The 20,458-nt window shown below is 55.8% G+C and carries 19 protein-coding genes; 11 read left to right on the plus strand and 8 right to left on the minus strand.

All coding sequences use genetic code 11. The features are described from left to right. The first annotated feature begins 76 nt into the window (after nucleotides 1-76). The 4 genes from K7B04_RS02520 (at nucleotide 77) to araC (ending at nucleotide 5,757) form a co-directional block, all read left to right on the plus strand. On the plus strand, nucleotides 77-1,420 hold the full coding sequence (locus tag K7B04_RS02520; protein WP_163445825.1) for a hemolysin family protein: 1,344 nt from the start codon (nucleotides 77-79) through the stop codon (nucleotides 1,418-1,420). A 192-nt stretch (nucleotides 1,421-1,612) separates the two neighbouring features. Next, nucleotides 1,613-2,836, plus strand: a complete 1,224-nt coding sequence (locus tag K7B04_RS02525; protein WP_163445826.1) for an oligosaccharide MFS transporter — start codon at nucleotides 1,613-1,615, stop codon at nucleotides 2,834-2,836. A gap of 18 nt (nucleotides 2,837-2,854) precedes the next feature. After that, entirely contained in the window at nucleotides 2,855-4,864 is a 2,010-nt protein-coding gene (locus K7B04_RS02530) for a beta-galactosidase (protein WP_167577040.1), read from the plus strand. A 20-nt stretch (nucleotides 4,865-4,884) separates the two neighbouring features. Beyond that, on the plus strand, nucleotides 4,885-5,757 hold the full coding sequence (gene araC / locus K7B04_RS02535) for an arabinose operon transcriptional regulator AraC (protein ID WP_167577041.1): 873 nt from the start codon (nucleotides 4,885-4,887) through the stop codon (nucleotides 5,755-5,757). A 56-nt stretch (nucleotides 5,758-5,813) separates the two neighbouring features. Here the strand turns inward: araC and K7B04_RS02540 are convergent, their stop codons facing one another. After that, nucleotides 5,814-6,020 carry a DUF1107 domain-containing protein gene (locus K7B04_RS02540; protein ID WP_064546918.1) on the minus strand — a complete coding sequence of 69 codons (207 nt, stop codon included), beginning with the start codon at nucleotides 6,018-6,020 and terminating at the stop codon, nucleotides 5,814-5,816. 324 nt (nucleotides 6,021-6,344) lie between these two features. On the opposite strand from K7B04_RS02540, the gene K7B04_RS02545 reads away from it, so the two are divergent. After that, entirely contained in the window at nucleotides 6,345-6,899 is a 555-nt protein-coding gene (locus K7B04_RS02545; RefSeq protein ID WP_163445829.1) for a YtfJ family protein, read from the plus strand. On the opposite strand, the gene cysQ is transcribed toward K7B04_RS02545, so the two are convergent. Continuing rightward, complete coding sequence (gene cysQ / locus K7B04_RS02550) at nucleotides 6,896-7,642, minus strand: 3'(2'),5'-bisphosphate nucleotidase CysQ (RefSeq protein ID WP_163445830.1); 747 nt, start codon at nucleotides 7,640-7,642, stop codon at nucleotides 6,896-6,898. The genes K7B04_RS02545 and cysQ overlap by 4 nt on opposite strands. Nucleotides 7,643-7,854: 212 nt before the next feature. On the opposite strand from cysQ, the gene cpdB reads away from it, so the two are divergent. Next, complete coding sequence (gene cpdB, locus K7B04_RS02555) at nucleotides 7,855-9,798, plus strand: 2',3'-cyclic-nucleotide 2'-phosphodiesterase (RefSeq protein WP_223803440.1); 1,944 nt, start codon at nucleotides 7,855-7,857, stop codon at nucleotides 9,796-9,798. Nucleotides 9,799-9,820: 22 nt separating this feature from the next. Here cpdB and K7B04_RS02560 read toward each other — a convergent pair whose 3' ends face one another. Then, entirely contained in the window at nucleotides 9,821-10,207 is a 387-nt protein-coding gene (locus tag K7B04_RS02560) for a helix-turn-helix domain-containing protein (RefSeq protein WP_167577044.1), read from the minus strand. 84 nt (nucleotides 10,208-10,291) lie between these two features. On the opposite strand from K7B04_RS02560, the gene K7B04_RS02565 reads away from it, so the two are divergent. The 3 genes from K7B04_RS02565 (at nucleotide 10,292) to K7B04_RS02575 (ending at nucleotide 13,087) form a co-directional block, all read left to right on the plus strand. Continuing rightward, on the plus strand, nucleotides 10,292-11,140 hold the full coding sequence (locus K7B04_RS02565) for an SDR family oxidoreductase (RefSeq protein WP_223803441.1): 849 nt from the start codon (nucleotides 10,292-10,294) through the stop codon (nucleotides 11,138-11,140). An 81-nt stretch (nucleotides 11,141-11,221) separates the two neighbouring features. Then, nucleotides 11,222-12,046: an AraC family transcriptional regulator gene (locus K7B04_RS02570; protein ID WP_223803442.1), complete on the plus strand. Its 825-nt coding sequence runs from the start codon at nucleotides 11,222-11,224 to the stop codon at nucleotides 12,044-12,046. 75 nt (nucleotides 12,047-12,121) lie between these two features. Next, the gene (locus K7B04_RS02575; protein WP_223803443.1) at nucleotides 12,122-13,087 is read left to right on the plus strand and encodes a DMT family transporter; all 966 of its coding nucleotides are present in this window, start codon (nucleotides 12,122-12,124) and stop codon (nucleotides 13,085-13,087) included. A gap of 3 nt (nucleotides 13,088-13,090) precedes the next feature. On the opposite strand, the gene K7B04_RS02580 is transcribed toward K7B04_RS02575, so the two are convergent. After that, nucleotides 13,091-14,740 carry a methyl-accepting chemotaxis protein gene (locus tag K7B04_RS02580; protein WP_223804111.1) on the minus strand — a complete coding sequence of 550 codons (1,650 nt, stop codon included), beginning with the start codon at nucleotides 14,738-14,740 and terminating at the stop codon, nucleotides 13,091-13,093. 231 nt (nucleotides 14,741-14,971) lie between these two features. On the opposite strand from K7B04_RS02580, the gene ytfE reads away from it, so the two are divergent. Then, nucleotides 14,972-15,634 (plus strand): iron-sulfur cluster repair protein YtfE, encoded by a 663-nt coding sequence (gene ytfE / locus K7B04_RS02585; protein WP_223803444.1) that lies wholly within the window; start codon nucleotides 14,972-14,974, stop codon nucleotides 15,632-15,634. 36 nt (nucleotides 15,635-15,670) lie between these two features. On the opposite strand, the gene nudI is transcribed toward ytfE, so the two are convergent. The 3 genes from nudI to fklB all read right to left on the minus strand — a co-directional run bounded on the left by nudI (nucleotide 15,671) and on the right by fklB (nucleotide 18,588). Further along, a complete protein-coding gene (nudI, locus tag K7B04_RS02590) occupies nucleotides 15,671-16,096 on the minus strand; it encodes a nucleoside triphosphatase NudI (protein ID WP_163445838.1) in 426 nt (141 codons plus the stop codon). Between the two features lie 162 nt (nucleotides 16,097-16,258). Further along, nucleotides 16,259-17,665, minus strand: coding sequence for a D-serine/D-alanine/glycine transporter (cycA, locus tag K7B04_RS02595; protein WP_163445839.1), 1,407 nt, complete (start codon nucleotides 17,663-17,665; stop codon nucleotides 16,259-16,261). Nucleotides 17,666-17,967: 302 nt separating this feature from the next. After that, nucleotides 17,968-18,588 (minus strand): FKBP-type peptidyl-prolyl cis-trans isomerase, encoded by a 621-nt coding sequence (gene fklB, locus K7B04_RS02600; RefSeq protein WP_035893271.1) that lies wholly within the window; start codon nucleotides 18,586-18,588, stop codon nucleotides 17,968-17,970. 206 nt (nucleotides 18,589-18,794) lie between these two features. Between fklB and K7B04_RS02605 the strand changes: the two genes are divergently transcribed. Then, on the plus strand, nucleotides 18,795-19,436 hold the full coding sequence (locus K7B04_RS02605) for an OapA family protein (RefSeq protein WP_223803445.1): 642 nt from the start codon (nucleotides 18,795-18,797) through the stop codon (nucleotides 19,434-19,436). 85 nt (nucleotides 19,437-19,521) lie between these two features. Here the strand turns inward: K7B04_RS02605 and K7B04_RS02610 are convergent, their stop codons facing one another. Continuing rightward, complete coding sequence (locus K7B04_RS02610) at nucleotides 19,522-20,451, minus strand: DMT family transporter (RefSeq protein WP_163445841.1); 930 nt, start codon at nucleotides 20,449-20,451, stop codon at nucleotides 19,522-19,524. Between the last annotated feature and the right edge of the window lie 7 nt (nucleotides 20,452-20,458).

Genomic DNA, 20,458 nt, shown 5'->3' on the forward strand with positions numbered 1-20,458 from the left:
CCGGTTTTCAATGTGTATTTCACACGGATTTATCAACTTCCCTTCCGAGGATCTGGCCCCACGGGTTAGATAAGATATGTTAAACAGTATATTCATCATACTTTGCCTGATCGCCGTCAGTGCGTTCTTCTCAATATCTGAGATTTCACTTGCCGCATCGCGCAAAATCAAACTGAAACTGCTTGCCGATGAAGGCAACATCAACGCCCAACGCGTGCTGAAAATGCAGGAAAACCCGGGTATGTTCTTCACCGTGGTGCAAATTGGCCTCAACGCGGTTGCCATTCTCGGCGGTATCGTCGGCGACGCGGCGTTCTCTCCGGCGTTTCACTCGCTGTTCTCCAACTATATGTCAGCGGAACTCTCCGAGCAGTTGAGCTTTATTCTCTCCTTCTCGCTGGTCACTGGCCTGTTTATCCTGTTTGCGGACTTAACTCCGAAACGCATCGGTATGATTGCGCCTGAAGTGGTGGCTTTGCGTATCATCAACCCGATGCGCTTCTGCCTGTTGGTCTTCCGGCCGCTGGTGTGGTTCTTCAACGGCATGGCTAACATCATTTTCCGTATCTTCAAACTGCCGATGGTGCGTAAAGACGACATTACCTCCGACGATATCTACGCAGTGGTGGAAGCCGGCGCACTCGCGGGCGTGCTGCGTAAACAAGAGCACGAGCTGATTGAAAACGTGTTCGAGCTGGAGTCCCGTACCGTACCGTCATCGATGACGCCGCGTGAAAACGTCATCTGGTTCGATCTGCATGAAGACGAGCAGAGCCTGAAAAACAAAGTGGCCGAGCATCCGCACTCCAAGTTCCTGGTGTGTAACGAAGATATCGACCACATCATTGGCTACGTCGATTCCAAAGACCTGCTGAACCGCGTGCTGGCCAACCAGAGCATGGCGCTGAACAGCGGTGTGCAGATTCGCAACACGCTGATCGTGCCGGATACGCTGACGCTGTCCGAAGCGCTGGAAAGCTTTAAAACCGCCGGTGAAGACTTCGCGGTGATCATGAACGAGTACGCGCTGGTGGTGGGCATTATCACCCTCAACGACGTGATGACCACCCTGATGGGCGACCTGGTCGGCCAAGGCCTGGAAGAACAAATTGTCGCCCGTGACGAGAATTCCTGGCTGATTGATGGCGGCACACCGATCGACGACGTGATGCGCGTGCTGGATATCGATGATTTCCCACAGTCGGACAACTACGAAACCATCGGTGGTTTCATGATGTTTATGCTGCGAAAAATCCCGAAACGCACCGACTCGGTGAAATTCTCCGGCTATAAATTTGAAGTGGTGGATATCGATAACTACCGTATCGATCAGCTGCTGGTGACCCGCATCGACAACAAACCAACGGTGCTGGTACCGAAACAGGCGGACATCGCCGAACGCGAACAGGGCGCCGCCTGATTCCCTTACCGGGCTACGCCTGTAGCCCGTAAAACCCTCCTTCCCCGCAGAATGTGAAGCGGCTCACGCCCGTTTCGCCATAGCAGATTAGTACTGGTCGATAGCGGAACATTTATGACTCCCCGTGGCGCGAAACGGTAACGTTGCTCGCGTCTCTACAACAAGATTCCTGGATAAGGAAACGAGGGTATCATGAATAAAAATTACTCTATGAGCTGCCTGTTCTTCCTGTTTTTCTTTATCGGCTGGGGCTGCTGCTACCCCTATCTGTCGCTGTGGCTGACCGAAACCATCGGTATCAGCTATACCGACGTTGGCCTGGTCTATTCGTTTACCGCCATCATCGCAGTGTGCGTGCAGCCGCTGTTCGGTTTTATCTCCGACAAGCTGGTCTACCGTAAACACCTGATGTGGATGCTGGCCATCATCATCACGCTTTTTGCCCCCTGGTGGATCTACGTTTTCGCCCCGCTGCTGAAGTACAACGTCATTCTTGGCGCGCTGGCGGGTGGGGTATACATCGGGATGGCCTACGGCGCGGGCTGCGGTATCTGTGAAGCCTATATTGATAAGGTCAGCCGCGCCTCCGGCTTCGAGTTTGGCCGCGCGCGCATGTTTGGCGGAATTGGCGCCGCCATTGGCACCTTTGCCGCCGGCAAGCTCTACGGCATCGACCAGAACATGATTTTCTGGCTGGCCAGCACCGCGGGCGTCTGCCTGCTGCTGATCGTCTGGAAAACCCAGGTCGATACGTCCAACGCCGCGGTACATCAGCAAACCAAAGCTACGCCTGTCACCTTTCGAGACGCGGCCGCCCTACTAAAGCTGAAGAAATTCTGGTTCTTCGCTATCTATATGATTGGCGTTGGCGCCGTCTATGAAACCTACGACCAGCAATTTGCCATCTACTACAGCCACTTCTTTGAGAGCAAAGCACGTGGTGCGGAAGTCTTCGGCTACCTGACCACCGGGCAGATCTTCCTCGATGCGGTAGTGATGTTCTTCGCCCCGTGGTTCGTCAACAAAATCGGCCCGAAAAATGCCCTGCTGTACTGCGGCATGATCATGAGTCTGCGCATTATCGGCTCCGCCTGGGCGATTGGCCCTGTCTCCATCAGCCTGATTAAGCTGCTGCACGGTTTTGAAAGCTCCGTGCTGCTGGTGGCCGCGTTGAAATATATCAGCGCCAACTTCAACCCGCTGCTTTCCGCCACCGTTTATCTGATTGGTTTCCAGTTCGCCAAGAGTTTCAGCTCAATTTTCCTCTCAACCGGAATTGGGCATATGTACCAGAGCATGGGCTTTACCAGCAGCTACGTTGTATTGGGCAGCATTGCGCTGTGCTTTACGTTGATTTCCTTTATTACGCTGGATAACGCGCGCTTTTTCACCCCGCACTCCGCAACCACGCACTAATTACACGAGGTAATCTGCATGTCTGATTTATATTATGGTGTCGCTTATTACGACGAATATATGCCGGAGGATCGCCTGGCGAAAGACATCGCGCTGATGCGTGAAACAGGCATCAACGTAGTGCGTATTGCGGAATCGACCTGGAGTACGCTGGAGCCGCAGGAAGGCGAATACCATTTCTATCACATTGACCGCGTGCTAAACGCAATGCACGAAGCAGGCATCGCGGTGATTATCGGTACGCCGACCTACGCGGTACCGGCATGGCTGGTGGCAAAGCACCCTGACATTCTGGTGACCACCGCCGAAGGCCAGCAAAAGTACGGCCCACGGCAGATTATGGACATCGTGAACCCCAGGTTTCGCCGCTATGCAGAGAACATTATCCGCACGTTGATGGCCCATGTGCAGGATCATCCGGCGATTATCGGCTGGCAGTTGGATAACGAAACCAAGCACTACGACAACGTCGGACGCTATATGCAGGAAGGCTTTGTGCGCAGCTTGCAGGAAAAATATCCCAGCCTCGACCAGTTGAATCGCGACTTCGGCCTCGACTACTGGAGCAACCGCATCGACAGTTGGGATGACTTCCCACCGGTGGAAAACACCATCAATGCCAGCCTCGCCTGTGCGTTCTCGCGCTATCAGCGCCAGCAGGTAACGGAGTATCTGGCGTGGCAGGCGGAGATCGTGCGCGAGTATGCGCAGCCACACCAGTTCGTCACCCACAATTTTGATTTTGAATGGCGTGGATATTCGTTCGGCGTCCAGCCGCGCGTAGACCACTTCGCTGCAGCCAAAGCGCTGGATATTGCCGGGGTCGATATTTATCATCCCAGCCAGAAGCATTTAACCGGACGAGAAATTGCCTTCGGCGGCGCCATTACCCGCGCGCTAAAAGGTGGCAATAACTACTTTGTGCTGGAAACCCAGGCGCAAGGCTTTGCCCAGTGGACGCCCTTCCCCGGCCAGTTGCGGCTCCAGGCCTTTAGTCACGTGGCGTCGGGCGCGGCGATGGTCTCGTACTGGCACTGGCACTCCATCCACAATTCATTTGAAACCTACTGGAAGGGGCTGCTGAGCCACGATTTTTCCCGCAACGCGACCTGGCAGGAAGCGACTACTATCGGCGCTGATTTCGCTCGCCTGTCACCTCAGCTAGCCGGACTGCGAGCCGAGAACGATGTGGCGCTGCTGATTAACAATGAAGCCATGGATGCACTCAATCAGTTCCGCCCCGGCGACGCGCAGGGCAACGTCTATAACGATATCTTCCGCCGCTTCCACGATGCACTGTATGACCACAACATCGCGCTGGATATCATCAACGACATCACCGAGGAGACGTCGCGCTACAAAATACTGATCGTACCCGCCCTGTACGCCGCCGATGACGGTCTGCTCACGCGGATTAACCGCTACGTTGAGCAAGGAGGACGGGCGCTGATTAGCTTTAAGTCCGGCTTCAGTGATGAAAACGTGAAGGTGCGCAGCAGCGCGCAGCCGGGCATTCTGCACAGCGCATGTGGCGTAACCTACAGCCAGTTCACCCTGCCGGAGGACGTGACCGTTGTCGGCTGTACTTCGGCCCTGGACTGCCGCGAACACAACGCCGCCGAGCTGTGGATGGAGCTGCTAACGCCTGCGCCGGGGACCCGCACGCTGCTGCGCTATCAGCATCCGGCCTGGAGCGAGTATGCGGCGGCGACCGAAGCGAACTACGGCAAAGGCCGGGCGCTGTACGTGGGCTTCCTGCCGCACAAGGCGCTGATTAGTCAGCTGTTTGACACCCTGACCGACGGGCTGGAACTCCATTCGCGCACGTCAGCCTACCGCTATCCTTTCATTACCAGAACCCTGCGTAACCGCGACGGCAAACGCATTCACTTCCTGTTTAACTACAGCGGCGATAGTCAAGAGATGCTCGCCGAAACCAGCGGCACCGAGCTGCTAAGCGGTAAATCGGTGACGCTCGGCGAGCCATTGCGTCTCAAAGGCTGGGAATTTAGTATCATCGAAAGTTAACGGCAACGGGCGGAGGAGTTATGGAGTTAGATATCAATGCGCTTTTGCACTTCTCACCATTGATAAAAACTTTCACCTTCAACGCCTGGGTCGTCGCTGGCTTTACGCCTATTACTCGCGGTTCAAAGCTCGACTACTACATCAACCGCCCGCAGGGGATGAAGGGTTATATTATCAACCTGACCCTGCGCGGCCAGGCGCGCGCGAAGGCGGGAGAAGGGTCGCTGCTGTTTGGCGAAAACGAACTGCTGCTGTTCCCGCCTGGCGTGCCACACCACTACGGACGCGATGAGCACAGCGAACATTGGGACCACCTGTGGATCTACTTTATTCCACGTCCTTACTGGATCGACTGGCTCAAGTGGGACCACACGACCCACAGTATTGGCAAAACCACGGTGAACGATCCCCAGCAGCAGCAGGCGCTACGCGATCTTTTTTATGAGGTTATCCATCACCACAACGATACCGCCCCGCTCGCCGAAGCGCTGGCGATGAACGCGCTGGAGCGGCTTATTTTGAGCTGCTTTCAGCTACAGCCGATCAGCAACCGCCACGCCCACGACCCGCGCATCAACGCTATCTGTGATTACCTGAACGAAAATATTGCCCAGGAGATGAAAATTGAGACGCTGGCAGCGATGGTTTTCCTGTCGCCTTCCAGACTGGCGCATCTGTTTAAGAATGAGTTAGGGCAAACCATCTACGCCTGGCGCGAGATGCAGCGGGTGAATCGGGCAAAGTGGTTACTGCAGACCACCACGCTGCCGCTGAATAAAGTAGCGCTGTCGATCGGCTATAGCGACCCGGTCTATTTCACGAAGGTGTTCCGCAAACACAACGGCATTCCGCCGGGGGAGTACCGCAAGCGCTATGCGGCGATGAAGGGCTAAAAACATCAACGGCTCCCATAAGGAGCCGTTTTTAATTCTACCGCGTGGTATCTGCGTTAGGCCATTTCGGTCTGAAGACGCAGTACGTGACGGTTCACTTCAGACATCACAGAAAGGTGCTGGATGTCTCTGACTTTTGGGATAAGAATTTTACCCTTATCAAATTCAAAAGCGCCAACGTCCTTGATATACAACCGTCCACGAAACAGGGTCTTAACATACTTCGCAACCTGAAGCGGGTTGTAGCGTTGGAAAATTTTCATTCTAATCTCCTGCGAGTACTACGCCCTAGTTGATCCACATTTGGCTTCAACGCTCCGGGGCGCAAAGTGAAGTACTCGTTAACTATAGTCCATAACAACAGAGGTCCTCTATCATAGAGGTCCTAATTTACTTTTTTATTACAATAATTCAGAACATTCTTTTCAGCTATACGACGAAGACAGTATAAGGCTTCATTTTCGTGAGATTGTGTGCGTTCCTCCACAAACTGGCACCGCCTTTGCGGGAAAACTCCATTAATCGCACTTATGATTAAAAGCATCGACCAAGTGGTCGGATCACCTGCATATAAAAAAGGAAAAACCATGACTCTACGTACGCTTCTTGCGGTTTCATGCCTGTTAATGCCGTTAATGGCAGCCGCACATAATTTCACAAATGGACAACGCGTGGCCCCCGTTGGCGTGGCCGATCGCGGTGAACTCATTCTTGATAACGATAAGTTTAGCTATAAAAGCTGGAATAGCGCGCAGCTCCCCGGCAAAGTGCGCGTCGTGCAACATATTGCCGGACGTTCGTCAGCGAAAGAGAAAAACGCCTCGTTGATTGAAGCCATTAAGGCCGCCAATCTGCCGCACGATCGCTATCAGACCACCACCATCGTGAATACCGATGACGCCATTCCGGGTTCATCGATGTTTGTGCGCAGCAGCATTGAAAGCAATAAGAAACTGTTCCCGTGGTCGCAGTTTGTCGTCGATAGCGACGGCGTAGTGCGCAAAGCCTGGCAGCTTGAAGAAGGCAGTTCAGCGATTGTGGTGCTGGATAAAGACGGGCGAGTGCAGTGGGCAAAAGACGGTGGCCTGACGGCGGCAGAAGTGCAGCAGGTCGTCGCCCTGCTGCATAAGCTGTTGAATTAAAAAATTGAAACGCGGAAGCCGGGGTTAAGGAACGATTCACGCGGGGTGTAATCCAGCGTTTTTCCCTGCCAGTCGTTGACGTGCGCGCCGGCAGCGGCGGCGACGGCATGTCCCGCCGCGGTATCCCAGATGTTGGTTGGCCCGAAGCGCGGGTAAAGCTGCGCTTCGCCTTCCGCCACCAGGCAGAACTTCAGCGACGAACCAATCGACGCCGTATCATGCTCGCCTAACTGTTGCAGATACTCTTTCAGCTCATCATCGTTGGCATAGTGCGAGCGGCTAACCACCACTTTCGGCGGGTTAGCGTCGCGCACCTGAATTGGCTTACGCACGCCGCACTCTTCTTTCCACGCCTTGCCGTTGGCGGCGCTATACATCACCTTCAACACCGGCGCGTAGACCACGCCCAGCACCGCTTTACCGTTCTCAATTAGCGCGATGTTGACGGTGAATTCACCGTTGCGTTTGATGAACTCCTTGGTGCCGTCCAGCGGGTCCACCAGCCAATAGCGCTGCCAGTGCTGGCGCACGTCCCAGCCCGGCGGATCTTCTTCGGAGAGAATCGGGATTTCCGGCGTCATCGCCTTCAGGCCTTTGATAATCACATGGTGAGCGGCGATGTCGGCCGCAGTCACCGGCGAATCATCTTTCTTGCTGGCGATGTCTAACGGCTGCTTACCATCGTACACGTCCATGATGGCATCGCCCGCATCGCGCGCAAGCTGACAGACTTGTTCTAACATTTTCCACCTCGTTAAAATTACAGTGGTGTTAACTTATTGTTTTATTTATATCGTATTGCCGCTTAATCCGCTATTCCCATCATCGTTCCGGATAACTGTGAACCGCTGCCGATTTCCCGTCATGATTTTCTGGCATGATTCACATTCTTGTAAGCAACAGAAAACAAATACATTTAAATCTGTGTCTTAGATCGAAAAAAAGGATGCCTCTGATGATCAAGTTTAGCGCAACGCTTCTGGCCACGCTGATCGCCGCCAGCGTCAATGCGGCAACGGTGGACCTCCGTATCATGGAAACCACCGATCTTCATAGCAATATGATGGATTTTGATTACTACAAAGATACCGCCACCGAGAAGTTCGGCCTGGTCCGCACGGCGAGCCTGATTAACGCCGCTCGCGACGAGGTGAAGAACAGCGTGCTGGTGGATAACGGCGACGTTATTCAGGGTAGCCCAATGGGCGACTACGCGGCAGCAAAAGGGTTAAAGCAGGGCGATACGCACCCGGTGTATAAAGCGATGAACCTGCTCGACTACACGGTGGGCAACCTCGGCAACCACGAGTTCAACTACGGTCTGGATTATCTGCACAAAGCGCTGGCGGGTGCGAAATTCCCGTACATTAACGCCAATATCATCGACGTTAAGACCCAAAAACCGATGTTTACTCCGTATCTGATTAAAGAAACGGACGTGGTCGATAAAGACGGCAGCAAGCACACGCTGAAAATCGGCTATATCGGCTTTGTGCCGCCGCAGATCATGACCTGGGATAAAGCCAACCTGAGCGGCAAAGTCACCGTTAACGACATCACCGAAACCGCCCGCAAGTACGTGCCGGAGATGCGCGCCAACGGTGCGGACGTGGTGGTGGTGATTGCCCACTCCGGCCTCTCTGCCGATCCCTACCAGGCGATGGCGGAAAACTCGGTCTACTACTTAAGCCAGGTACCGGGCGTTGACGCCATTATGTTCGGCCACGCCCACGCGGTGTTCCCGAGCAAAGACTTCGCCAGCATTAAAGGCGCGGATATCGCCAAAGGCACTCTGAATGGCGTTCCCGCGGTCATGCCGGGGATGTGGGGCGATCACCTGGGCGTGGTCGATCTGGTGCTGAACAATGACAGCGGCAAATGGCAAGTGACCTCGGCACAGGCGCAGGCGCGACCGATTTACGATGCGGCGGCGAAGAAATCGCTGGCGGCAGAAGACAGTAAGCTGGTCGATGCGCTGAAGGCCGACCACGACGCTACGCGTGAGTTCGTCAGCAAGCCGATCGGGAAATCCTCCGACAACATGTACAGCTACCTGTCGCTGGTGCAGGACGACCCAACCGTCCAGGTGGTTAACATGGCGCAGAAGGCCTACGTTGAGCACTATATTCAGGGCGATCCGGATCTGGCGAAACTGCCGGTGCTGTCTGCCGCCGCGCCGTTTAAAGTGGGTGGCCGTAAGAACGATCCGGCCAGCTATGTCGAAGTGGAAAAAGGCCAGCTCACCTTCCGCAACGCCGCCGATCTTTATCTCTACCCGAACACCCTGGTGGTGGTCAAAGCCAGCGGCAAAGAGGTGAAAGAGTGGCTGGAGTGCTCTGCCGGGCAGTTCAACCAGATCGATCCGCACAGCAGCAAGCCGCAGTCTCTGATCAACTGGGACGGCTTCCGCACCTATAACTTCGACGTGATTGACGGTGTGAACTATCAGGTTGATATCACTCAGCCTGCACGTTACAACGGTGAATGTCAGGTCGTTAACCCGAAGGCCGAGCGTATTAAGCATCTGACCTTCAACGGCAAGCCGATCGATCCAAACGCCACGTTCCTTGTCGCCACCAACAACTACCGTGCCTACGGTGGTAAGTTCGCGGGCACGGGTGATAGCCACATCGCCTTCGCCTCGCCGGACGAAAACCGCTCAGTGCTGGCGGCCTGGATTGGCGCCGAGTCGAAGAAAGCCGGTGAAATTCACCCGGCGGCGGACAACAACTGGCGTTTAGCGCCGATTCACAGCGACACCAAACTGGATATCCGCTTCGAAACCTCACCGTCAGAAAAAGCGGCGGCGTTTATCAAAGAGAAAGCGCAGTATCCGATGAAACAGGTGGCGACCGATGACATTGGCTTCGCGATTTATCAGCTGGATTTGAGTAAGTAAACAACGAGCCGACACAGGCGTTTTACGCCTGTGTCGGGCTCTGTTGCGCCATCACCAACGGCAAGTTCACCTCAATCCAGTCCGCCAGCGCCGCCACCTTTTCGCTCACCTCTTCTCCCAACGGGGTCAGGCTATACTCTACATGCGGCGGTACCACCGGGTAGGAAACGCGGTTGATAAAGCCATCCTGCTCAAGCGCCTGCAACGACTGGGCGAGCATTTTTTCACTCACGCCGCCCATTTTACGCCGCAGGTCGCTAAATCGGTGCGTGCCCTCACGCAGCGCCACCAGAATCAGTACGCCCCAGCGGCTGGTCACATGTTTGAGTACGTCTCGCGAGGGACAGCGCTCGGCAAACAAATTGCCGTTACGCATCTTTTGCGTCAGCGTCGGATTATTTTCTTTCATACTTACCTTTCCGTACGTACTTACTAAAAGTTAGTTATGGTGTTAGCTTACCACAACACCATACGAACACGAAGGAGAATACCCATGATCGCGATTACCGGAGCCACTGGTCAACTGGGCCAACAGGTGTTTGCTAACCTGCTCAACACCACTGCCGCCAATCAACTGGTGGCCATTGTCCGTAACCCGGCAAAAGCCGAAGCGCTAAGCCAGAAAGGCGTCGTTGTGCGTCAGGCCGACTACGGCGACGAAGCGGCGTTAACCAGGGCCCTGCAAGGTGTCGATAAGCTGCTGATTATCTCCTCCAGCGAAGTCGGCCAGCGCGCGCCACAGCACCGCAATATCATTAACGCCGCGCAAGCAGCAGGCGTAAAATTCATCGCCTATACCAGCCTGCTGCATGCCGACACCTCTCCGCTGGGGCTGGCCGACGAGCACGTCGCCACGGAAAAAATGCTGGCTGACTCCGGCATTCCTTACGCGCTGCTGCGCAACGGCTGGTATACCGAAAACTATCTGGCGAGCGCGCCTGCCGCACTGGAACACGGTGTGTTTATCGGGGCTGCCGGTGAAGGCAAAATCGCCTCCGCGACCCGTGCCGATTACGCCGCTGCCGCCGCGCGCGTGATAGCCGAAGACGGTCATGCCGGGAAGATATATGAACTGGCGGGCGATCACGGCTGGACGCTGAGTGAACTGGCCGCTGAACTGGCAAAACAAAGCGGTAAGAACGTGGTTTACCAGAACCTGAGCCAGGCGGATTTTGCCGCCGCGCTGAAGAGCGTTGGCCTGCCTGCCGGACTGGCTGACATGCTCGCAGACTCAGACGTCGGCGCCTCGAAAGGCGGCCTGTTCGACGACAGTCATACGCTCAGCAAACTGATTGGTCGCCCGAGCACGCCCCTTGCCGACAGCGTCAAAGGTATCCTGTAAGCGTTAAGAATGGGTTAAATGGGGTAGCGCCTCCGCAGGTCATATCTGATAATGAAGGGATGACCCGGAGGGAGAAGTGACGTGGAAGGCGTACCAGAACAGTTCAACGACGAGAAAGACAGCGCGCGCTTTCGCCACCTTGCGCAGGTGCCGGGCTTAGAGCTGTATCATGCCCATATCTCGCGTTACGCCTTTGAGCCCCACACCCACGAAGCGTTTGGTATCGGCGTGATTGAAGCCGGGGCTGAACGCTTTCGTTATCGTGGTACCCAGCATGTCGCGCCCACCCACTCTATCGTCACCATGAATCCGGACGAGCTGCATACCGGCGAAGCAGAAACCGCCGACGGCTGGCGTTACCGGATGATTTATCTCGACCCCGATCTGCTTGAAAGCGTCACCGGCATTCGCCACTGGTGGTTTGCCGATGCCACCCGTCACGATCCGCTTCGCGCGCTGCAAATTGGCCGCCAGATCCATGCCTTATGGCACACCGACGATCCGCTGGCGCAGAAAGGGCTGCTGCTGGATTTAATCGATACATTCCAGCCGCTGGCCTGTCACGCGCCGGTGCTGGCCGAAGGAATTCACCGCTTCGCCCACGTGCGCGACTATCTGTACGACAACTACATGCATCCGATCACGCTCGATGAGCTGGCGAACGTCGCGGCGCTGAGCCCGTGGCACTTCCAGCGCCAGTTTAAGGCCCACTTCCACGTCACGCCGCACCAGATGCTGATGGCGGTACGCCTGTGGCGCGCCAAAGAGTTTCTCACCCGCGGCATGCCTGCTGCCGAAGTCGCAGCGGCCACCGGCCTGACCGACCAGTCTCATCTCACCCGAGCCTTTACCCAGCGCTATGGCATTACCCCCGTGCGTTATCAAAAACAGGTCACCCGTCGCTAATCAGCAATCTCGTACAATACTGAATCCATTTCCCCTCCTACACTTTGCGCATGTTTAACCGAAGTGGATATCACGATGATTAGCGGTGTGCTGTACGCCCTGTTAGCGGGTTTGATGTGGGGGCTGATTTTTGTAGGGCCGCTTATCGTGCCGGATTACCCGGCGATATTACAGTCGATGGGGCGCTATCTGGCGCTGGGGCTGATAGCCCTGCCGCTGGCCTGGCTGGGCCGCGCACGCCTGTGCCAGCTCACGCGCAAAGACTGGTGGACGGCGCTATGGCTCACCATGATGGGCAACCTGATTTATTACTTCTGCCTGGCCAGCGCGATTCAGCGCACCGGTGCGCCTGTTTCCACGATGATCATCGGCACATTGCCGGTGGTGATACCGGTATTCGCCAACCTGCTTTATAGCCAGCGCGACGGCAAGCTTTCCTGGCTGCGGCTGATGCCCGCTCTGGTGCTGATCGGTTTTGGGCTGCTGTGCGTCAACGTCGCCGAGCTGCATCAGGGGCTACCGAACTTTAGCGGCTGGCGCTACGGCTCGGGCATTGCGCTGGCGAGTATTTCGGTGGTCTGCTGGGCGTGGTATGCGCTACGTAACGCCCGCTGGCTGCGAGAGAATCCGCATCAGCCGCCATTAATGTGGGCGACCGCACAGGCGCTGGTGACGCTGCCGGTTTCCATCGTGGGCTATATCGCGGCCTGCGCATGGCTAAATACCCAGACGCCGGATTTCTCACTGCCTTTTGGCCCACGTCCAGCGGTATTTATTGGCCTGATGATGGCTATCGCCGTGCTGTGCTCGTGGGTCGGCGCGCTCTGCTGGAACGTGGCGAGTCAGCGGCTACCGACGGTGATCCTCGGGCCCTTGATTGTCTTTGAAACGCTGGCGGGGCTACTGTACACCTTCCTGTTGCGCCAGGAGATGCCGCCAATATTGACGCTAAGCGGTGTTACACTGCTGGTTATCGGCGTGGTGATTGCGGTGCGCTCGAAACCGCAGAAACCGGCGGTGGTGCCGGTTTCTGAGTACTGAGGTTTAGAAGGTTTCCCAGTTCGCTTCGCTCAGCGGCGTAGATTTTGCCGCCGGAGCGAAAGCTTTCTTCACCGGTGCGGGCTGGCGCTGCTGCTGGCGGCTGATTTTAAACACGGCTACCGTCTGGTTCAGGCGTGCGGCCTGCTCTTCCAGCGCGGCGGCCGCGCTGGCTGACTCTTCCACCAGCGAGGCGTTCTGCTGCGTGACGCGGTCCATCTCGGCAACCGCCTGACCCACCTGATCGATACCGCGGCTCTGTTCATCAGAGGCCGAGGCGATTTCGCCCATGATGTCGCTGACGCGGGTCACCGCGTTGACGATCTCCGCCATCGTCTCTCCGGCTTCGTGTACCAGCGCGGAACCGGCGCTGACGCGATTGCCCGAGTCATCAATCAGCCCTTTAATCTCTTTTGCCGCCTGGGCGCTACGCTGCGCCAGCGTACGCACTTCCCCGGCGACCACCGCGAAACCGCGCCCCTGCTCGCCCGCGCGCGCGGCTTCCACCGCGGCATTCAGCGCCAGAATATTGGTCTGGAAGGCAATGCCATCAATCACGTTGGTAATCTGCGCAATTTTACTGGAACTGGCGGCGATTTCATCCATTGTGCGCACCACGCCGTCAACCACATTACCGCCCTTCTGCGCCGTTTCCGAAGCGTTATGGGCCAGCTGTGTCGCCTGACGGGCGTTATCGGCGTTCTGCTTCACCGTCGCGGTCAGTTGTTCCATGCTGGCTGCCGTCTCTTCCAGCGACGCCGCCTGTTGCTCGGTGCGCGAAGAGAGATCGTTGCTGCCGGCAGAGATTTCGCCCGCACCGGTATAGATGGTATCTGCGCCCTCACGCACCACGCCTACCGTCTTCGCCAATGATTGCTGCATGTCGTTGACGTTACGCGCCAGAAGGGCCATTTCATTGCTGCCCTCGGTATTGATGTCGTTGGTCAAATCGCCTTCTGCGATATGCCGAATGTGCGCCATCACGTTATGCAACGGCTTGAGCAACACGCGCTGCATGGCTATCCAGCTCACCACAATCACCGCCACCACCAGCAGCATGATCGCGCCAAGCGTCCACAGAATACGCACATAGTCGCTTTCATTTTGTTTGATACCGGCATTCGTCAACGACGCCTGCACCGCGCGCCAGTCTTGATAGACGGCCTGCATAGCCCGCTGCTTCTGTTCGGCATTCTGCTTAAACATCTCCTCCAGCTTGCCTTCCGCCAGCAGCTCATTCATGCGTGCCAGCGTGGCGGAATAGATGCCGTACTGTTTCTCCAGGCTGTCCGACAGGTGACTATCCAGCCCCGGCGTTTCCGGCAGCGCGTAATATTTGTCGTAATGATGTTTTGCTTCAGCCAGCAGATTATTCGCCGTATCGACCAGCGTTTTCAGTTCGCCGCCGTTGACGCTGCTCGCCATCGTCCCCTGCAGACGCAGCATGCCGCGGTTAAGGGTCACGCGAGCCTGGTTAAGGCTAATCCATGCGTCGGTAAACTCGGCCACGTTCTGGCTGGAAAGCTGAGAGACGGTAAAGTTCTGCTTATCGTTATTCAGCGCGCGTACAAATACACCGGCTGAAATCATCTGCATCGCGCCCAACGCGACCAGAACAACAATCAGTACGGTGATTACTTTTATTCTTTTAAACATCATTTGCCTTTTTGTGCAGGTGATCTGAAGTCTCACTATCGGCAGCACGACGGGCTTATTTAATCGATTCAGGTCTTACCAGCGCTATTCTCAATAAGATTCAGCACGTTAAAGGGCAATAATTTTTTGTGACAACCATCACTTAAAATCCTCTCCCCATAAAGGGGTATATCCTCGCCTTAAAGATGCATTTAAAATACACCTTATATTATTGATGACGAGGTAACTGCTATGGCCTTTCGCGACCAACCTTTAGGCGAGCTGGCGCTCTCCATCCCACGCGCATCCGCGCTGTTCCGTAAATATGATATGGATTACTGCTGCGGCGGTAAGCAGACGCTTGGCCGTGCGGCCACTCGCAAAGATCTGGACGTTGCCGTGATTGAAGCCGAGCTGGCAAAACTGGCAGAAGAGCCGGTGGACAAAGACTGGCGCGCCGCGCCGTTGGCCGAAATCATCGACCACATCGTGGTGCGTTATCACGACCGTCACCGTGAACAACTGCCGGAGCTGATTCTGCAGGCAACCAAAGTTGAACGTGTTCATGCCGACAAACCGAACGTGCCAAAAGGGCTGGCGAAATACCTGACCATGCTGCACCAGGAGCTTTCCAGCCACATGATGAAAGAGGAGCAGATTCTGTTCCCGATGATCAAACAGGGGATGGGTAGCCAGGCCATCGGGCCGATTAGCGTAATGGAAAGCGAGCACGATGAAGCGGGCGAACTGCTGGAAGTGATCAAGCACACTACCCAGAACGTCACCATTCCGCCGGAAGCCTGCACCACCTGGAAGGCGATGTACAACGGCATCAACGAGCTGATTGACGACCTGATGGAGCACATCAGCCTCGAGAATAACGTGTTGTTCCCGCGCGCGCTCAAAGGCGAATAACGTTATCCCACGCCTCTCCATTCGGGAGGCGTTTTTTTACAGCAGCCCTTTCTGGCGGAAGGTTTCTCGCGTTGCCACGTTGAGATCCAGCCCCGCTAACGCTTCGGGTTTCACCCAGGCAATCTCCTGAAATTCTTCATTAAACGTCACATCACGATTGGCGCTCACGCAGTCGAAGATGAGATAAATCATATAGATTTGTTCCGTGGTACCGTCAGCGTAGGTTTTCACCCGTACATCGTCACGGAAGGCCCACGGCTTCACCTCGGTAATCTCCAGCGCATCGCCCAGCTCTTCGCGGATTTCGCGACGCAGCGCTTCTTCCATGGTTTCTCCCGCCTCCATGCCGCCACCGGACAGCGCCCACTGGCCGGGGAAAACGCCGCGGTCGTCGGCCATTTTGCACAGCAGGTATTCGCCTTGGTTTTGAATCACCGGGCAAACAATTGTTCTCTGACGCATTTTATCTCCATACGCTTTTCGTTTATGGCTTTGAAATTAGCACGTTGAGAAAAGGGGGGCTACGAGATGGGGCGCAAAAACGAAGAAAGCGCCACAATGGGCGCTTTGTACGGTTTTCCTCTACGGCCCTCTGGGGAGAAGGCCGGAGAGAGGGCAAATATCTTACTTAGCCCGCTGATTCTTACGCAGGAACATCCACCCCAGCCCCAGCACGATGAACCAAATCGGCGTCACCATCAGCGCTTCACGGGTATCGGTTTCCAGCGTCAGCAGGACCAGAACAAAGGCGAAGAACGCCATGCACACCCAGCACATCACCTTGCCCAGCGGCATTTTGTAGATGGATTTTTCATGCAGGTGCGGACGCTGCTTACGGTACACCAGGTAGGAGCACAGAATAATCGTCCAGACGAACATGAACAGAATCGCCGATACGGTGGTGATCATGGTGAAAGCCGCGATTACGCTTGGGTTGACCATCAGCATCACCACGCCGCCCAGCAGGCAGATACAGGAGAAGGTCAGCCCTTTCGCCGGTACCGCACGTTTGGAAAGCTTGGCGAACAGGCTCGGCGCTACGCCGTCCTGCGCCAGACCGAACAGCATACGGCTGGTAGAGAACACGCCGCTGTTGGCGGAAGAAGTCGCTGAGGTCAGCACCACGAAGTTGATAATGCTCGCCGCAGCCGGCAGGCCCACCAGCATGAACAGCTCAACGAACGGGCTCTTATCCGGTACGACTGAACTCCACGGCGTCACGGACATAATCACGATCAGCGCAAAGACGTAGAACATGATGATACGAATCGGAATCGAGTTGATCGCGCGCGGCAGCGATTTCTCCGGATCTTTGGTTTCTGCGGCGGTGGTGCCCACCAGCTCAATCCCCACGAACGCAAACACCGCTATCTGGAAGCCAGCAAAGAAGCCGCTAATGCCTTTCGGGAACCAGCCGCCGTCGTTCCACAGATGCGCGAACGACGCCTCTACGCCGGTTGGCGAGGTAAAGTGCGTCAACACCATCACCAGGCCGACGATAATCAGCGCCACGATGGCGACGATTTTGATCATCGCAAACCAGAACTCCATCTCACCAAACATCTTCACGGTGGCGAGGTTGAGGCCCAGCAGCAGCAGGACCACCGCTAGCGAGGCGACCCAGTCAGACAACCCGGGGAACCAGAATTGGGCATAGGCGGTGATCGCGACGACGTCCGCCATCCCGGTGACTACCCAGCAAAACCAGTAGGTCCAGCCGGTGAAATAACCCGCCCACGGGCCGAGCAGATCGGCCGCAAAGTCGCTGAATGATTTATATTCGAGATTGGAGAGCAGCAGCTCACCCATCGCGCGCATGACGAAGAACAGCATAAAACCGATGATCATATAAACAAAGATGATCGACGGCCCTGCGAGACTGATTGTTTTCCCCGAGCCCATAAACAGCCCGGTACCGATGGCGCCGCCAATCGCAATCAACTGAATATGTCGGTTAGTAAGGTTTCGCCGTAGCGACTGTTCAGCCGGCTCCTGCTCTGAAGCAGCAGCGACTTTGATCTGATCAACCATGTGATTTTCTTCCTGTTGTTTCTGTCTGTGTTGTGCGGGCTCTACTGGCCCTTTATGTCGTCATGCAAAACGATCCCGGTTATAGGATGTCTCGATATTAGGTAAGAATCGGAGGGATGAATACTATGATTTAAATATAATGTTAATTTTATGTTTAAAGTGAGTGTTATATCACCTCACCTATGGGAAACAGCTCACAAAAATACACGCAACAGCGGCATTTGCAAGATTAAATCCCAGGATATATCAAACTTAAGGATTTTATATCCTCCCCCCAGGCGGAGAGAGGATAAATGCCAGAATTACAGGATTTCCAGCAACTCAACTTCAAAGACCAGCGTGCTGAACGGAGGGATAGAAGCCCCCGCACCGCGCTCGCCGTAGGCCAAGCTGTGAGGGATAGTCAGTTCCCACTTAGAGCCGACCGGCATCAGGGTCAGCGCTTCAATCCAGCCAGCGATAACGCCGTTAACCGGGAACTCAGCTGGTTCGCCGCGTGCCACGGAGCTGTCGAAGACGGTGCCGTCGATCAGTTTACCGGTGTAGTGTACGCGAACGTGATCGGTACGCGCCGGGATTGCCCCCTCGCCCTGAGTCAGTACGCGGAACTGCAGGCCGGACTCGGTGCTGTTCACGCCTTCTTTCTCACGGTTTTCTTCCAGATATTTCACGCCGTCTTCCGCCATCGCGGCAAAACGCTCGCGACGCACCGCATCAGCGCGTTCGTGGATTTCACGCAGCGCGCGATGAACAACGTCTACCGGCACAGCAGGCTGCTTGCCTTCCAGCGCATCGGCGATACCGGCAACCAGTGCTTCCGGCAGTAAACCCTGCAAACCGGACTCGCTCAGCTGCTGTCCTACCTGCAGGCCGATACCGTAGCTTGCCTGTGCTTCAATGGTGTCAAAAGTCGGGGTGGCCATCGTCTTTCCTTTCTTCGGGTATAAAGTAGCGGGCAGCATAGCAGCCACGCCGCACAGGGTAAAACTTTGTGTCAGGAAAGATGACAAATTGCCGGGAAAAAGAAACAATACCGATCGCCCATAGGATATGATGAGAGAACGCTTTAGCACGTTCATCAGGCAGTTATCTATAATGGATAGCAATGACACGGAGCAGGAGGAGAGCCATGCCCGGGAGATTTGAACTAAAACCTTTGCTGGAGAAGATCTGGCACGCGCCGGACAATCTTCGCATCCTGGATCCGTTGCCGCTTGCACACCGCCGAGGTGTGATTATCGCTGCCCTGGCCATCATTGTCGGGTTCCTGTTGCCTTCCGCTGACGACGCCCCGGTGACGCCGGTCAGCCGTACCGCACAGCTCGACTTCCAGTCGCAGTCACAGCCGCAGCCCGACGCGCAGCCTTTGCATGCCCAACTGGTGACGCCGTCTAACGACCTCGACCAAGTCGCCCCGGTCGCACCCGAGCCGGTGCAGGAAGAGCAGCCAAATGAACAGGAGCAGGCCCCTGTTTCGCGCACTCAGCCGTACCAGGAAAGCAGCAGCAGTACCGAATGGCGAACCTATCAGGTTGAGGCAGGGAAAACGATGGCGCAGCTGTTCCGCGACAACAATCTGCCGCCGACTGACGTTTACGCGATGGCACAGGTAGAAGGGGCAGGCAAACCGCTCAGCAACCTCAAGAACGGACAAAAGGTACAGATTCGTAAGAACGCCAACGGCGTAGTGACCGGGCTGACCATTGAATCCGATAACGGGCAGGTGCTGTTTACCCGTCAGGCGGACGGCAGCTTTATTCGCGCCCGCTAACCGTGCAGAGTGCCGGATGGCGGCTTCGCCTTATCCGGCCTACAAAATCGTGACGTTTGCCTGATAAGCGGGGTGCCATCAGGCATTACCGCTTAACCTTATTCACCCACCAAATCCCCGAACACACCAGCACCAGCGCAATCGCATATTTCCATTCGAGAATATTTTCCCCGAGGAAAATTGCCGATAGCACCGACCCCGATACCGGAATCAGGAAGTTAAACGGCGCGATCATCCCGACGCGGTTGTACTTAAGCAGGATACTCCACAGCGCAAAGGCCACCGAGGAGAGCAGCGTCAGGTAGCCGAGAATCGCCACCGAGGAGAGACCGTGGAAAGTCAGCGTGCCGCCGCTCAGGTAGCCGCCAATCACCAGCGCCAGGCCGCCAATCGCCAGCTGATAGCCGGTCATTACCGTCGGGTCGACCGTCTGGGAAATGCGCTTACCGTACAGCGATGCCGCCGACAGGATAAACGCCGCCAGCACCACCGAACCATCGCCCAGCAGGCTAAAGCTGAAGTCCATCAGGCCGCTGTTGAAGTTCACCACCATCACCCCGGCAAACCCGAGAATACAGCCCAGCGTCTTGTTATAGCTGAGTTTGTCGTTCTGGTAGATGAAGTGCGCCAGCAGCACGCTGAAGAAGGTTCCGGTCGCATTCATGATGGACCCTTTCACCCCGGTGGTGAAGGCCAGACCAATGTAGAAGAAGATGTACTGTAGCGAGGTCTGCGTGAGCCCCAGCAGCGTGAGCTGGCCGAACTGGCGCGGGCTTAAACGTGCGATAGGCTTTCGCTGCGCCATCGCCAGCAGCAACAGCAGCAGTCCGGCAAACAGAAAGCGGTAGCCGGCAAAAACGATTTTAGTCGGGATATCGTCGGCAGCAATCTGGAAAATTTCGTATCCGCTCTTGATAGCCGGATAAGCACTGCCCCACAGCAGACAGCAGAATGCGGCACAGAGGTAGACAACGTTCTTGCGGGAAAATAGCGGATGCTGGCGGAGAGTGTCCATTCTTTCA

This window comes from Kluyvera sp. CRP, assembly GCF_019930565.1.
Lineage (GTDB): Bacteria > Pseudomonadota > Gammaproteobacteria > Enterobacterales > Enterobacteriaceae > Kluyvera > Kluyvera georgiana_A.

Bases quoted from the DNA above. Each gene is read 5' to 3' on its own strand.
- K7B04_RS02520 (WP_163445825.1), top strand. From the start codon at position 77: ATGTTAAACAGTATATTCATCATACTTTGCCTGATCGCCGTCAGTGCG.
- K7B04_RS02525 (WP_163445826.1), top strand. From the start codon at position 1,613: ATGAATAAAAATTACTCTATGAGCTGCCTGTTCTTCCTGTTTTTCTTT.
- K7B04_RS02530 (WP_167577040.1), top strand. From the start codon at position 2,855: ATGTCTGATTTATATTATGGTGTCGCTTATTACGACGAATATATGCCG.
- araC (WP_167577041.1), top strand. From the start codon at position 4,885: ATGGAGTTAGATATCAATGCGCTTTTGCACTTCTCACCATTGATAAAA.
- K7B04_RS02540 (WP_064546918.1), bottom strand. From the start codon at position 6,020: ATGAAAATTTTCCAACGCTACAACCCGCTTCAGGTTGCGAAGTATGTT.
- K7B04_RS02545 (WP_163445829.1), top strand. From the start codon at position 6,345: ATGACTCTACGTACGCTTCTTGCGGTTTCATGCCTGTTAATGCCGTTA.
- cysQ (WP_163445830.1), bottom strand. From the start codon at position 7,642: ATGTTAGAACAAGTCTGTCAGCTTGCGCGCGATGCGGGCGATGCCATC.
- cpdB (WP_223803440.1), top strand. From the start codon at position 7,855: ATGATCAAGTTTAGCGCAACGCTTCTGGCCACGCTGATCGCCGCCAGC.
- K7B04_RS02560 (WP_167577044.1), bottom strand. From the start codon at position 10,207: ATGAAAGAAAATAATCCGACGCTGACGCAAAAGATGCGTAACGGCAAT.
- K7B04_RS02565 (WP_223803441.1), top strand. From the start codon at position 10,292: ATGATCGCGATTACCGGAGCCACTGGTCAACTGGGCCAACAGGTGTTT.
- K7B04_RS02575 (WP_223803443.1), top strand. From the start codon at position 12,122: ATGATTAGCGGTGTGCTGTACGCCCTGTTAGCGGGTTTGATGTGGGGG.
- K7B04_RS02580 (WP_223804111.1), bottom strand. From the start codon at position 14,740: ATGTTTAAAAGAATAAAAGTAATCACCGTACTGATTGTTGTTCTGGTC.
- ytfE (WP_223803444.1), top strand. From the start codon at position 14,972: ATGGCCTTTCGCGACCAACCTTTAGGCGAGCTGGCGCTCTCCATCCCA.
- nudI (WP_163445838.1), bottom strand. From the start codon at position 16,096: ATGCGTCAGAGAACAATTGTTTGCCCGGTGATTCAAAACCAAGGCGAA.
- cycA (WP_163445839.1), bottom strand. From the start codon at position 17,665: ATGGTTGATCAGATCAAAGTCGCTGCTGCTTCAGAGCAGGAGCCGGCT.
- fklB (WP_035893271.1), bottom strand. From the start codon at position 18,588: ATGGCCACCCCGACTTTTGACACCATTGAAGCACAGGCAAGCTACGGT.
- K7B04_RS02605 (WP_223803445.1), top strand. From the start codon at position 18,795: ATGCCCGGGAGATTTGAACTAAAACCTTTGCTGGAGAAGATCTGGCAC.
- K7B04_RS02610 (WP_163445841.1), bottom strand. From the start codon at position 20,451: ATGGACACTCTCCGCCAGCATCCGCTATTTTCCCGCAAGAACGTTGTC.